The sequence below is a fragment of the Ruegeria marina genome (assembly GCF_900101475.1).
GTDB lineage: Bacteria > Pseudomonadota > Alphaproteobacteria > Rhodobacterales > Rhodobacteraceae > Ruegeria_B > Ruegeria_B marina.
The window spans coordinates 132652-146010 of record NZ_FMZV01000008.1 but is presented as its reverse complement, the minus strand read 5'-3'; the positions used below and the strand labels follow the sequence as shown (position 1 = coordinate 146010).

Genomic DNA, 13359 nt, shown 5'->3' with positions numbered 1-13359 from the left:
CCGAGTTGCCGCCCGACACCCGCGAAGGATCACTTTTGGGCGTCGCTCAGCGCGATACCAGCTTCATCATAGTAGCGGATGGCGCCGGGATGAAACTTGACCTCGACGGTTTCCATCAGCGCGGGATCGACCCCGGCCCACCAGGGCGCAACCTCGGACATGCGCGCACGCTCTTCCCAGAAAGTCTTGGTCAACTCGTAGGCGACCTCGTCGGTCATCTTGGTCGTGGTGAACGCGGCGACCGGCAAAGAGGTTGTCGTAATCTCGGCGTCCTGCCCTGCATAGGTGCCCGCCGGGATCACCAGTTTGGTGCGGCCAGTCTGGGCGATTTGTTCGTCGCTCAGCGAGAGCACGGTGACACCCGTGCTGGCGGCGGCCTCGATCACATTAGGCGCGGGCCACGACCCGGCGGTCACGAAGCCATCGATCTGCCCGTTCTTGAGCGCATCATTGGCGTTCGACAGCTCGGCATCGGCGAGGGTGACCTTGTCGATCAGGTCGAAGAGCTTGAGATACTTCTCGCCCTCCGTCGCACCGAAGGATCCCTTGCCAAGAAGGATGGTTTTGCCTTCCAGACTGGCCAGGTCTTTCACGCCACTCGCTTCCGACATCACGAAATGCATAGTCAGCGACGGGATCGGGAACAGAGCGCGGATCTCGTCGAAGGCCGGGTCGCCCTTGCCTTCGAACATCGCCTTGCCGGACTGGGCCAGACCGACAAGAGCAGGCGGCGTCGTGAAAACGAAGTCGCCACCGCGGGCGCGAACTTCCATCACGTTCTGCACCGAGCCCTGGCTTTCCTCTATGGTGACGATCATGCCACCATCGGTACCCGCCTTGACGGCCTCGGCGATTTCGACACCCATTTGGTAATAGGACGAGCCAGACTTGGCCGACTTGTAGGTGATGCGTTCCTGAGCTCCCGCCAAAGACGCAGAGGCGACAAGGGTAGCGGCCACGGCCGCGAGGGTCTTGAGTTGCATAGATGTCCTCCCTTCGAGATTATTCAGGTGCCGGCCTATCCGGCCGAGTCGTATTCGCAGTTCTGTCAAGAAATGACAGCACCCTGCCGTCATTTGTGAACGGCTCTGGTTTTGCAAGGATTTTCTTGAGCCAAGTTGATCGAAGCAGGTTGCGGGCATTCGTCCGGCCTTTTGGCGCCGTGCGAAGGACCGTTGGCCTTTATGATGTCCAACTGCCGGGTTCCTATCAGACCACCGAGCTGTAACGCCCTGGCCTCTGGGTATCCCGCAGGTGTCCCGTTCGATCGTCATCACTCAGGTTTGCAGGTGTCGGGATTGCGTTTCTCACGCACCCACGTGCCTGACCCACGCCTGCGGCATTGATCGGCAATGAAACAGCCCGCTACCGGCCGATAGCCGCCGTTCGAACTTTTTCTTCCGAACGGCGGCTATGTGAGGTCAGTCGCTGATCGACCCTTCTTCGTCGCGACGAACGTGCATCCCTGACTTCACCCTGGCGCCGATGACCAGGGGAAGGATGAAGCCGATGATGGCGATGGCCCAGAGCGTGATCGCAAGAGGGCTGTCGATCAGGGTCAGCCAGTTGCCGTTGTCGATGGTGACCGCGCGGCGCAGGTTGTTCTCCATCGCGTTGCCCAGAAGCGTGCCGAGAATGATCGGAACGAGCGGCACGTCCAGCTTGCGCAGCACCCAGCCCATCACGCCAAAGCCGATCATCACCAGAAGGTCGAAGGTCGAGCCCGAGATGCCGTAGATCCCGACAAAGCTGACCATCGCCACGATCGGCATCAGGACGCGCGAGGGGATCATCAGCACGCGGGTGAACAGACCCACCATCGGAATGTTCATCGCCAGCAGCATGAAGTTGGCGATGAAGAGCGCTGCGATCAGGCCCCAGACCACATCGGGGTTCTGCGTAAACAGCAGCGGACCGGGCGTGATGTTCAGCGCCAGCAGCACCGCGAGCAGTACCGCCGTGGTGCCCGAGCCCGGCACGCCAAGCGCCAGCATCGGCACCAGCGCGCCCCCGGCGGCGGCGTTGTTGCCCGCTTCGGGGGCGGCCACGCCGCGGGGGTCGCCGGTGCCGAAGGTGCCCTTCTTGTCCACCAGCCGCTTCTCCATCGAGTAGGAGATGAAAGAGCCGAGCGACGCGCCCGCGCCGGGCAGGACACCCGCGAGGAAGCCGAGGAAGGAAGTGCGCAGCATGGTCGGCATGCATTGCTTGAGCATTGAAATCGGCGGGTAGAGCTTGCCGATCTCCATCTTCCGCCCTTCGGCATCGGAGCCGCCGTGGCGGTGTTCGAGGAAGATGAACACCTCGGACAGCGCGAAGAGGCCGACGATGGCGACCAGGAAGTCAAGCCCGTCATAGAGGTGCACCTCGCCGAAGGTGAAACGCGGCACGCCGGTCTGGGTATCGACGCCGATGGTGGCAAGCCCAAGGCCGAGTGCCGCAGCGAAGGCGGATTTCGCCTGGTTGGTCGAGGACACGCCGCCCAGCGTCATGAAGGCCAGCGCGAACAGCGCGAAATATTCCGCGGGACCGAAGAGCAGCGCGATCTTGACCAGTTGCGGCGCCAACAGGATCAGGCCCCATGTGGCGAAGAAAGCGCCTACGAAGGAGGCCACGCCAGACAGCGACAGCGCCTCGCCGGCCATGCCCTTCTTCGCCATCGGGTGCCCGTCGAGACAGGTCATCATCGCCGGTTCGTCACCCGGAATGTTAAGCAAGATCGACGAAATCCGTCCGCCATACATCGCCCCGTAATAGACCGATGTCAGCAGGATGAGCGACGGCGTGGCGCCGAGACCCAGTGTAAAGGCCAGCGGGATCAGGATCGCCACGCCATTCGACGGGCCCAGCCCCGGTAACGCGCCCATGATCGTGCCCAGGAAACAGCCCAGCAGCGCCAAGAGCAGGTTCTGCCAGGTCAGCGCGATGGCGAACCCGTCGCCGAGATTTGCAAGTGTTTCCATGGTTCAGAACCCCCAGGGTCCGCGGGCCAGGGACAGCCCCAGCACGAGGTGGAAAATGACGTAGATGCCGATCGAGGTGCCGATCCCCACGAACACGGCCTCGAGCAGGGCGGATCCGAGACGCCAGGCGAGATAGGCAGCGGCGAAGGCCGTGGCGATGACGAAACCCGCGACTGGCAGCAACTCGGCATAAAGGATCATCACGACAATGGCCGCGCCGATCTCGACCAGCCGGCCGAGCGCAGGCCACTTCGGCTCGGGGTCGGGACGAAAGGCGATGACCGCGCTCGACAGGCCGAGTATGGCGGCGATGATGAGGGGGAAGGCCTTGGGGCCGACGGCATCGGACAGAAAGCTCTCTTCGATCGCAAGGGCCGCGAGGACGTAGCCTAGGGCGAGAAGCATGCCGACGACGCCGAAGATACGGTCGCTCATGACGGACCTCCGTTGTCTGGGTCTGGTTGCAGGTCGGGGGCCGTGCAGTTGCACGCCCCCCGGAACATCGCGGGTTTACTTGATGATACCGATTTCCCTGGAAATCGTCTGGATCCGGGCAACCGACTCTTCAACGAAGTCCTGGAAGTCGTCGCCTTGCAGGTCCAGCGGGGCCAATCCGTTGGCAGCCATCACCTCTTTCCATTGGTCCGAGGCATAAAGCTCGCCGATCTTCGACACCCATTCGTCATAGGCTTCGTCCGACATGCCGCCGGGGGCATAAAAGCCACGCCAGTTGGCGCCGACGGCATCGATTCCCTGTTCCCTGGCGGTCGGGAAATTCGCGAATGCTCCGCCCAGACGCTCGGGGGCGAGAACCGCGATCACCTTGATGTCGCCCGAGTCGACGAAGCCCTTGGCTTCGGAAATGTCGCCGGTGAAGCCCTGGACCGATCCTGCCAGAAGTTGCGTCACGGCCTCGCCGCCACCGTCGAATGCAATGTACTTCACCTTGCGCACATCCTCGATTCCATAGGCGTCGGCCGCGATAAGAACCTTGAGATGGTCCCATCCGCCCACCGCCGAGCCGCCGGCGATGGAGACGCTGGTCGGGTCCGCTTTGATCTGGTCCAACAGCTGCGGCAACGTCTCGATCTCGCTGTCGGCGGCCACGGCGATCACGCCGTAGTCGGCGCCGACCGAGGCCAGCCAGCGGACCTGGTCCATCGTGTTACCCGGATAGGCGCCCTGGGCGAGGCGGGTCGCTGTCGCGGAGGACGCGGCGACGATCAAGTTGTCGGCATCGTTGCGCTTGTTCACGACCTCGGCAAAGGCCACGCCGCCGCCACCGCCGGCCAGGTTCACGACCTGCATCGTCTGGTCGATCAGCCCGAGATCCTGAAGCGACTTGCCGACCTGGCGGCAGGTGAAATCCCAGCCTCCGCCGGGGTTGGCGGGCGCGATGCATTCAGGGTTTTCCTGCGCCGAGGCGGCAAGGGCGGACAGGGACAAGGCAAGCGCGGCGAGGGCGCCGCGGGTTGCGGTAAGTTTCATGGTTTCCTCCTCAGGTGTCGCTTGGCGCGCTCTCACGCGCCGATACGGGTCCCCGCGCGGGCCGGGCCCCAAGAGCCCTTTTCCTGCGGGTTGCAGATGTGTAATCGTTGTTCCTGTCATGAACCTGTCACGCGGACGGGTTGGCTTTGGCGGAAGCTATGCGCGTACTGATGGTCGAGGATGCCGAAGACCTGGCGGAGGGGGTGATCGCCCACCTCGCCCGGGCGGGAATCGTCTGCGACCTGGCGCCCAGTCTGGAGGATGCGCGCGACTGCCGTGCGGTGCAGCGGTACGACGCGATCATCCTCGACATCAATCTTCCCGACGGGTCCGGCCTTTCGTTCTTGCGCTCCATGCGCGCGGCCGCGGACCGGACACCCGTGCTGATGATGACGGCTCTGACCTCGGTCGATGACAGGATCGAGGCGCTGGATCAGGGCGCGGACGACTACCTTGGCAAACCCTTTGACCAGCGCGAACTCGAAGCCCGGTTGCGCGCGCTTGTCCGGCGCGAGGCCGACAGCAAGGAGGAACAGATCACTCTGGGTATGTTGCACTATGCTCCAAAGGATCGCAGCGCGGTTTTGAATGGGCGTCGGCTGGACCTCACCCGACGCGAGGCTGCCTTGCTCGACATGCTGATCCGCCACCGCGGGCAATATCTTTCGAAGGCACGGCTATACGATTCTCTCTACGGATTCGAGGATGCCGACGTGGGGGTGAATGCGATCGAGCTCTATATCGCGCGGCTGCGCAAGAAGTTCGCCGGCAGCGATGTGAGCATCGTCACCAGCCGCGGGATCGGCTACCGGATCGGCTTTGATGACTGACCCCCCCATGATGCAAAGCCTGACCGCACGTGTGTTCGGAACGGTTTTTGCCATTCTGGTACTGGGCGGCGTCCTTGTCGCGGTCTCGATCTTCTGGAACGGACGGCAAGCGGCGCGGCAATCCTACGACCGCATTCTTTTCGGCGCAGCCAGCGACATCGCCGAGTCGATCCGCATCCAGCAAGGGAAGCCGCTTGTCGATCTTCCTGTTTCGGCCTTCGAGTTGCTCGCGCAGGCGCCGGAGGACCGGATATATTACGCCATATTGGATCCGGGCAGGGACCCGATCACCAGCGTGGATGCACGTCAAACCATCGAGCCTCCACCACGCAGCGCCGAGCCAGCCCGTTTCTTCGACGCGGAACTCGACGGCGAACCGGCCCGGTTCGTTCAGGTTACGCGCCGCTTTACCGAAAGGGACTTTTCGGGGGCCGTCGATGTCATCGTGGGCCAGACATTGCGTGCCCGCCAGGCGATGACAACCGAATTGATGTTGAACGCGCTGCTGCCGATGGCCGCGGCAGGCATCCTGCTGATGGCCATTGCCGCTTTCGTGGTGCGCTCTGCCCTGCGCCCGCTCGACGCATTGGTCAGCGATCTGACCGGTCGGGACCCCTACGATCTGACGCCCATGCCCACTGACAAACTGCCGCGCGAACTACAGGTCATGCTCAGCGCGATGAACCGCTTCATGGCGCGGCTCGACGGCCAGATCGAAGCTATGCGCAACCTTATCTCGGACACCGCGCATCAACTGCGAACGCCGGTCGCGGCGATCCAGGTCCACGCCGAAAGTGCCACGGCCGAGAAAGACGAGGCTGCACGCCACCGCGCGCTCGACAGGCTGCTCCTGCGGACGAGTTCGCTTGGCAAACTGCTGGACCAGCTCCTGAGCCGCGCCCTGGTCGTACACCGGACAGACAGCGTGGCGCGAACCCCGGTCGATTTGCGCGAAGTTGCTCTGGAGGTAATGGACAGGGACGACAGCCTCGCTCTGGCACCGGATAAAGAGTTGCGGCTGGTCATTGGGGAAAAGCCGGTAATCGTGCTGGCAGATGCCTTCTCTCTGCAGGAGGCCGCCCGGAACCTGCTTGGCAACGCGCTGAAATACGGCAAGCCGCCAGTGTCCATCGGAGCAGGTCAGGAGAATGGAAAGGCAGTCCTCTGGGTCCATGACTGCGGCACGGGCCCCGCCGACGACGTCATCGCACGGTTGGGCGACCGCTTCAACCGAAGCACCGGCTCACGTGAAAACAGTACGGGGATCGGCCTGTCGATCGTCTCTTCCGTCGCTGCGGCTTTTGCGGGACGCGTGACCATAACACAGGATGAGACGGGTTTCCGCGCCGCCCTCGTCTTTCCCTCCAGCCAGGCGCATTCATGATCCGGTATCTGTTGGCCTTTCTGGTGGCGATGTCCACCCCGGACCGCGCACCGGCGCAGGAGGCAGTCACACGGATCGGCGCAGGCGCGACACAGGTCCTGCTACGTTCGACGACGGACATTGGCATTCTCCGCCCCGTGATCGAACGTTTCGCAGATCTGAACCCCGATCTCGCCATCACCTATGAACAATGGGGCTCCAATACCCTGTTCGAACGCAGCCGCGACGACTGCCGCGGTAGCGGAACGCAGGCCGATGCGATCCTCTCATCGGCGGTGCAGCAGATGGTTTGGCTGGTAAACGCCGCGTGCGCGCACCCGCATCGCTCGACTGCGACACTGGCCCTGCCCGCCATTCGCCGCTGGCGCGACGAGTTGTGGGGCATCACGATCGAACCAGCGGTTATCGCCTACAACAGGACCCTCCTGCAAGGAGACGACATACCGCGCAGCCGGTTCGCGCTACTCGACGCGATGCGAACCCGACCCCGTTTCTTCCGCAACCGGATCGCGACCTACGACATAGCGGAGTCGGGACTGGGCTACCTTTTCGCCCATAGCGACAGCCTGGAAGCCACAACATTCGGTGCATTGCTTGAAGGTTTCTCTCGCGTCGATGCCGTTGCCACCTGTTGTTCGGCGGAGATCATCGCCGGCGTTGCCGAAGGCCGCTATGTCATCGCCTACAACGTCCTGGGATCCTACGTCCTGAACTCCGGCTCTGCCGAGGTCGGATTGATCATGCCCGAAGATTACACGCTGTTGCTGTCACGCGCCTACATGATCCCGCGCGGTGCGGCGGCAAAGGCCGAAGCGATCCGCTTGCTCGAGTTCCTCCTAACGCCCGAGGCCAGGACCCTGCTCTCCCGCGCGGGCCTTTTCTTCGAATTCGAGGTCGGGGAAACCGGGCTATCCGGCAGCGCACTCCGGTTCATTCCGCTATCTCCCACCCTTCTCGTTGCGCGTGACGCCAATCGACGAAACCTCCTGCTGGACTTCTGGAACGACACATTTCAGCGGAACGTGTCCCCTTAGGACTCCGCAGGTCGTCGCCTTTACAATCCGCCTTGTGTTTCACCGGCAGGCGCTTGACTGGCGATGCCCAGCGCCGACTTCCCTCGGGGCGGCCGGTAAGACCGAAGCCTGTCGGTAACGACCACTTCGGGACGCTCCTGCATAAACATTGCTTTTCTTAGGAATATCAGCGCGGCCTTCTTGTCTTGTTTCTTCGTCACGAAGCTCTCCTGGACTTTGCCTTCCGGATCGACGGCCCGCTTACCGTCACTCAGATCCGCGTCGCGTTTGATCCATGTGTTGCCGGCTGTCATCAGCCGTTGTACGGTTCAGGAGGGAGGGCGATCCATGCTCAGGCTTTTCGCCTCAGTTGCAGCATTTCTCTGGCTGGCCGGGACCACATTTGCGGGTCCGCTGTACGAAGCGGCAAGCCGAGGAGATGCGGAGGAGGTCCGGGTCCTTATTGCAAGCGGCATCATTGTCGATGAACGGACCTTGAACGCCGAAACCCCGCTGATCGCGGCCTCTCTGGCTGGGAGCGCCGAAACGGTAAGCGTGTTACTTGAGGCAGGGGCCGACGTGATGGCCCGCAATCGCAGCGGTTTCATGCCCCTCCATGCGGCCGCCTACGGCGGGCATGCGGAGGTTGCGCACCTGCTTCTGGAGAGTGGCGCGGATATCGACGCCAACAATAACAGGGCCGGAAAAACGCCAATTTACATGGCCGCGGACGAAAACCACTTGGATGTAGTCAAGCTCTTGCTCGAGCGGGGGGCGGACGTTGCGAATGTGGATAACAGTGGCTTCACCGTTCTTGTTCGCGCGATGTTTCGCTACCACTACGACATAGTCGGCCTGCTCAAGCAGTACGGTGCAAAATGCCCCGATCCGGGCGCATTCGACCCGCAGTTTCATGACCTGTGCGTCGCGGCAGGGCAATAAGGGAGGCCAAAAGAATGCATAGCCGATCTCTGAGTGCCGGTCTCTTTCTGGCGATCATCGCAAGTGCAGCTTTGGCCGATGACCCGGTCAACACGGGGCCCTTCGGTGACGTGGCAATCAAGGGCTACGATACCGTCGCCTATTTCAAGGAAAACAGGGCCATAAAAGGCTCTAGTGAGTTTTCCTTCGAATGGCTGGATACTCCGTGGCACTTTCACAGCGCGGAGAACCGAGACCTATTCAAGGCCGACCCAGTCAGTTATGCCCCGCAGTACGGCGGCTATTGCACGCTGGGTGTCGGGCTTGGTGCGCTGGCGTCGGAAAACATAGACCCCGAGAATTCCTGGCGGATCATCGACGGAAAGCTGTATTTCATTTCCGATCCCAGCGGTGCGGAGATGCTGGATGGTCCGGATAGTGCCGCCGTGCTGGCCAAGGCGGACGCAAACTGGAACGATGTCAAGCCGCTGGCCGAGAAAGACTATTCCAACTGACCACCGTCATCCGTCCGGCATGAAGTGAAACACGAAATGCGCGTTGACATAGGTGTAGAGCAAAGCGTCTGGCATCGGTGGGTCCGTCTTGTACACCGGACCGCATACCTCGCGCCCAAGCGCCAGGCCCGGTTGCCGCAGGCACAGTTGGTCGCCCCGCACTTGCGCGGTTCCGGTCGCAAACATGCTCGGAAATCGCAACGCCATCGTGCCACTTTGCGAGATTTGCAGCAATCCGGGTCCGCGGCCTTCGAAAGTGCCCCGCCATACCACCCCGGTCAGCAAATTCGAGATCTCCTTGCCGGAAAGTGGCTCGTCCGAGCCCGACCGGAAGCCGAAGGGCCACTTTTGCAGACCGGCCCGCAGCATTGCGTCGATAATGCGATCCAGATCCGCAGGTTTACGGAAATGGTCAAACAATATCCGGTACAATTCTGCCGAGGTATGAGGGGCAAAACGAAGCGTGTCCTCGAAGATTACCTGTGCTCGGTCGGATTGTCCGGCTTCCGAGTAAGCGGTGGCAAGGATGTTCAGGTAGTCCTCAACACCCTGAGAACTTTCCCGGATTTCTTCCAGGATTTCGACCGCGCTTTCGGGCTGTCCATTCAGAATATAGGACAGGCTGGCAACCTGCCGTGAATATGCAGGCAAAAGTGGATTGAGCCTGCGCGCCAGTTCGAACTGCGCGATGGCGTCCTGGTGACGCCCCGCAAATGTGTTCACGAAGCTGAGCGCCAGGTGCGCTGCCGCCTCGCCAGGCGCCGTCTCGACCGCGCGTTGCGCCGATCGCAGCGCTTCTTCGAAATGGCGGTCTACGGTTTGCAGTTCGCTCAGCACGGCAAAAGGCGAGGCCGCTTCGGGATCAATTGTCAGGGCCCGGCCGGCATGTTCATACGCCTGCTTGCGCGCCACGGGATAGGCCAGAATGTCATCGTAATTGCGGCGCATGATCAGCGCCTCGGTGCGGGCGCGCGACGAATAGGCCCGTGCGAAACCAGGATCCAGCGCGGTGGCCCTGGCATAGAGGCGCAGCGCTTCTCGCAGGTCGGGCCGGAACCCGCTCCGCGCGGCCTCTTCGGCCCTCAGAAAGTAATCATAGGCTTCAAGATTGGTAGTTGGCAGCTTGCCGACCTGCCGTTTTTCCGAAGCCGTGATTTCAACTTTCAGATGGCTGAGCGCCTGATGAACTATTTCGTCTTCGATGGCGAACATTTCGGACGCGTCGCGGTCGTAGCGGTCGGCCCACAGAGTTTTGCCGCTGTCGGTCTCGATCAAGCGTACATTGACGCGTATCCGCCCGCCCGTTCGACGCATGCTGCCCTCCAACACGTGGCGCACGCCCAGTTCCCGCCCTACCTCTCGGCTGTCGGCATCGCCGCCTTTGTAAGAGAAGGCCGTGTTACTGCCGATGACCATCAGCCCGGATAGCTTGGAAAAGTCGGTGATGAGGTCGTCGGTCAACCCGTCGGCCAGATAGCTTTCATCTGCAGAAAGCCCGTGATTTTCGAAAGGCAACACGACAAGCGACGGTTGGTCGCTGTTGCCGGGTTCCAGCCATGCCAGAAGGTTTCCGAAAGAGAACCCGGACTTGTCCGACCAGTAGAAAAAACCTGCCATACTAAAGACGATCGCAACGACGAGAGCCACCACGTTTCGAACCGGTTGGTAAGATCGCTTCCGGCTTGGATTTTCCGCCGCTTGATCGGCAACCTGATAGACCGCGATCGGCTCGGGAATGTTCTTGACCCGATGAACGCCGGCCGGCTCAAAAGCCTTGCTGACCTTGCCGCGTGTGTATTCGTAGACTTCACGCGAAATACAGATGCCGCCAGGTCTGGCCAAGGGTTCGAGGCGTGCGGCGATATTCACTCCTTCGCCATAGATGTCATCGCCGTCGATGATCAGATCACCCATGTTCACGCCGATCCGCAACTCGATCCGGTTGGCCGGACCAGCGCCCGCATTTCGGCGCGACACCGCTGACTGAATTTCGATTGCGGCTTCGACCGCATCGACGACGCTGGGAAACTCCAAAAGCAACCCGTCGCCCATCAGCTTGACAATCCGGCCGTTCTTGTCGGCGATGATCCTGGCCACCAGATCCTGTCGCATTTCGGTCAAACGTTTGAACGTACCGGCCTCGTCTTCGGCCATCATACGGCTGAATCCGACCACATCTGCTGCGAGTATGGCGGCAAGCCTGCGTTCCAAGGTTTTCGCCCTCCTTTCCCGGAGCAACCGGACTTGGAGTAGACAGTACTCGTCGACACATGGCTTGCAAACTACGCCGTCAGGCATCACCGCATCATCAAGGACCGAAGCCCTCAGCGCGCGACCTTCTCCCGGAGCGGGATCCGTATCAACGGATCGAGAGGTGGTGGCAGGCTGCTGGCATGGGTGACCCCGCCTGCTTGCCACGGTTGGCTGATTGCGCCACGGCTACCTGCCAAAGCCCGCCACCGTAGGCAACCACGTTGCCAGGTCCGGAACGGCAATCAACACTGCGATACCTCCGAGCATCAGCAAAACGAAGGGACTCGCGCCACGGACAACCGTCGAGAGTGGCGCGTCCGTTATGCCCTTGATCACAAAAAGGTTCATCCCGACGGGAGGCGTGATCATTGCCAGTTCGAGGTTGATCATCAACAGGATGCCATACCAGATCGGATCGACGCCCAGTGCCATCATGGTCGGCAGGAGGATTGGAGTGGTGATGAGGATGATGGCGATAGATTCGAGGAACATCCCCAGCACAAAGATCAAGGCCATCACGACCAGGATGAATCCCAGCGGTCCGAGCCCCATTCCAGCCACCGCCTCCGTCACTCCTGCAGGCAGGCGGATCAGAGTTATGGCGTGGCCGAACATTGCAGCGCCGGCAATGATCATGAAGACCATCATGGATGTCCGCATCGCGCTATAGGCGCAGTTCCACAGATCCCGCAGACCGAAGTTTCGATAGACCAAGACCGCCACCACAAGTGCGTAGAGGGACCCGGCGGCTGCAGCCTCAGTCGCCGTGAATATTCCGAAATAGATACCGCCCATGACCACAGGCGGAGCCAGCAAAGCCCAGATCGAGCGCCGGAAGGCCTGAGCTAACTCGCGGCGGTCCGCGCGTTGAGGCGCGGCGATCTCAGGGCGTGACCTGGCCTGAAGGATACAGAAGATCGAGAAGGCGAGCGCAAGAAGAAGTCCTGGTATGATCCCCGCAAGAAACAGGGCGCCGATCGACGCCTCCGAGACAATGGCGTAGAGGATCATCGGCCCCGAGGGCGGGATGAGGATACCCAGCGTTCCACCGGCTGCTACCACGCCCAAAGCGTCGCGCTCGGGGTAGCCGAACCGCTTCATCTGGGGGATCGCGCTCGACCCGATCGACAGCGCTGTAGCCACGGAAGAGCCCGAAATGGCGGCAAAGATCGTGCATGCCAGCACGGTGGCCGCGCCGAGGCCGCCCTTGACGTGGCCGATCAGCTTGTACGCAAAATCATAAAGCTCATCGATCACCCGCGCCCGGATCATCACCTGCGCCATGAAGACGAAGAGCGGGATCGTCGCGAGAACAGGCTTGTCGAGATGGCTGTAGACGGATTTTCCCAAACCATCGATGTCACCCTCGACGATCAGCATGATCGCACTGGCGGTTAGGCCGAGCGCCGCGAAAATGGGTATACCCGTGAGCAGCAGAAGGATCAGGCCCGCGAAGACCACGACAAGGGTCATGCTCGCCCCCTTATCGTCTGCGAAAGCCTTAAAGCGGCCATCAGGGCAAGAAGTACCGATCCGATCAGCACGGGAACCTGGGGGATCCAGGTCTGGATCTCGATATAACCCACCGAATACGATCCGAAAGCATGTGCGAAACTGATCGCATCCCAGATCGACACGCCAACGACTACAGCGAATGCGATAACGCAGCACTGCGCAAAGACCGCCTGAGCGCGCTGCAGACGCGGTGGCAGGCGGTTTGTCAGAAGGTCAATCGCGATATGGTCGTTGCGCCGCAGCGCCTCGGCCGCGCCCATCATGACTGCAGCGACGAGAAGATAACCAATCATCTCGTCACTCCATTGCAGGGGACGGTCGATGACATACCGGAACGTGACCGCGACACAGATCTGCACGAAGATCCAAAGGATCAGAAGCGTGCTGAGCGCCCCGCAGATCCAGATGATACCGCTGACGATACGATCGGGGAAAAAAGGGGCGTTGTCCGCCCCCTTCTGTTCTTCGACCTGCATTGGC

12 protein-coding genes and 1 pseudogene are annotated in these 13359 nt (G+C 61.5%); 5 read left to right on the top strand and 8 right to left on the bottom strand.

The annotated features are described in order from the left end of the window. Positions 1 to 29: 29 nt before the first annotated feature. The 4 genes from BLT75_RS12870 to BLT75_RS12855 all read right to left on the bottom strand — a co-directional run bounded on the left by BLT75_RS12870 (position 30) and on the right by BLT75_RS12855 (position 4448). A complete protein-coding gene (locus tag BLT75_RS12870) occupies positions 30 to 983 on the bottom strand; it encodes a TAXI family TRAP transporter solute-binding subunit (RefSeq protein ID WP_093032097.1) in 954 nt (317 codons plus the stop codon). Positions 984 to 1421: 438 nt separating this feature from the next. After that, positions 1422 to 2960, bottom strand: a complete 1539-nt coding sequence (locus tag BLT75_RS12865; RefSeq protein ID WP_093032094.1) for a tripartite tricarboxylate transporter permease — start codon at positions 2958 to 2960, stop codon at positions 1422 to 1424. A 3-nt stretch (positions 2961 to 2963) separates the two neighbouring features. Beyond that, positions 2964 to 3395, bottom strand: a complete 432-nt coding sequence (locus tag BLT75_RS12860; RefSeq protein ID WP_093032091.1) for a tripartite tricarboxylate transporter TctB family protein — start codon at positions 3393 to 3395, stop codon at positions 2964 to 2966. Between the two features lie 75 nt (positions 3396 to 3470). Beyond that, positions 3471 to 4448 carry a Bug family tripartite tricarboxylate transporter substrate binding protein gene (locus BLT75_RS12855; RefSeq protein WP_093032088.1) on the bottom strand — a complete coding sequence of 326 codons (978 nt, stop codon included), beginning with the start codon at positions 4446 to 4448 and terminating at the stop codon, positions 3471 to 3473. A gap of 158 nt (positions 4449 to 4606) precedes the next feature. Here BLT75_RS12855 and BLT75_RS12850 point away from each other — a divergent pair, with 158 nt between their 5' ends. Genes BLT75_RS12850 through BLT75_RS12840 form a run of 3 tightly spaced genes read left to right on the top strand, consistent with a single transcriptional unit; the run spans position 4607 to position 7696 of the window. Continuing rightward, positions 4607 to 5278 carry a response regulator transcription factor gene (locus BLT75_RS12850; RefSeq protein WP_093032085.1) on the top strand — a complete coding sequence of 224 codons (672 nt, stop codon included), beginning with the start codon at positions 4607 to 4609 and terminating at the stop codon, positions 5276 to 5278. Further along, on the top strand, positions 5271 to 6662 hold the full coding sequence (locus tag BLT75_RS12845; RefSeq protein ID WP_093032081.1) for a sensor histidine kinase: 1392 nt from the start codon (positions 5271 to 5273) through the stop codon (positions 6660 to 6662). The genes BLT75_RS12850 and BLT75_RS12845 overlap by 8 nt, the downstream gene beginning before the upstream one ends. Then, positions 6659 to 7696 carry an ABC transporter substrate-binding protein gene (locus tag BLT75_RS12840; protein WP_093032078.1) on the top strand — a complete coding sequence of 346 codons (1038 nt, stop codon included), beginning with the start codon at positions 6659 to 6661 and terminating at the stop codon, positions 7694 to 7696. Before BLT75_RS12845 ends, BLT75_RS12840 begins: the two co-directional genes overlap by 4 nt. A 95-nt stretch (positions 7697 to 7791) precedes the next feature. Here the strand turns inward: BLT75_RS12840 and BLT75_RS25290 are convergent. After that, positions 7792 to 7935 (bottom strand): annotated as a pseudogene (locus BLT75_RS25290) (DDE-type integrase/transposase/recombinase); the annotation flags it as partial. 88 nt (positions 7936 to 8023) lie between these two features. Here BLT75_RS25290 and BLT75_RS12830 point away from each other — a divergent pair. Continuing rightward, positions 8024 to 8617, top strand: a complete 594-nt coding sequence (locus BLT75_RS12830; RefSeq protein WP_093032072.1) for an ankyrin repeat domain-containing protein — start codon at positions 8024 to 8026, stop codon at positions 8615 to 8617. A 14-nt stretch (positions 8618 to 8631) separates the two neighbouring features. After that, positions 8632 to 9111 (top strand): YHS domain-containing (seleno)protein, encoded by a 480-nt coding sequence (locus BLT75_RS12825; RefSeq protein ID WP_093032069.1) that lies wholly within the window; start codon positions 8632 to 8634, stop codon positions 9109 to 9111. Between the two features lie 6 nt (positions 9112 to 9117). Here the strand turns inward: BLT75_RS12825 and BLT75_RS12820 are convergent, their stop codons facing one another. The 3 genes from BLT75_RS12820 to BLT75_RS12810 form a co-directional block, all read right to left on the bottom strand. Further along, on the bottom strand, positions 9118 to 11322 hold the full coding sequence (locus BLT75_RS12820) for an adenylate/guanylate cyclase domain-containing protein (protein WP_176828000.1): 2205 nt from the start codon (positions 11320 to 11322) through the stop codon (positions 9118 to 9120). A 228-nt stretch (positions 11323 to 11550) separates the two neighbouring features. Then, positions 11551 to 12837, bottom strand: a complete 1287-nt coding sequence (locus tag BLT75_RS12815; RefSeq protein WP_093032063.1) for a TRAP transporter large permease — start codon at positions 12835 to 12837, stop codon at positions 11551 to 11553. After that, a complete protein-coding gene (locus BLT75_RS12810; protein WP_093032060.1) occupies positions 12834 to 13355 on the bottom strand; it encodes a TRAP transporter small permease in 522 nt (173 codons plus the stop codon). The genes BLT75_RS12815 and BLT75_RS12810 overlap by 4 nt, the downstream gene beginning before the upstream one ends. Positions 13356 to 13359 lie beyond the last annotated feature (4 nt).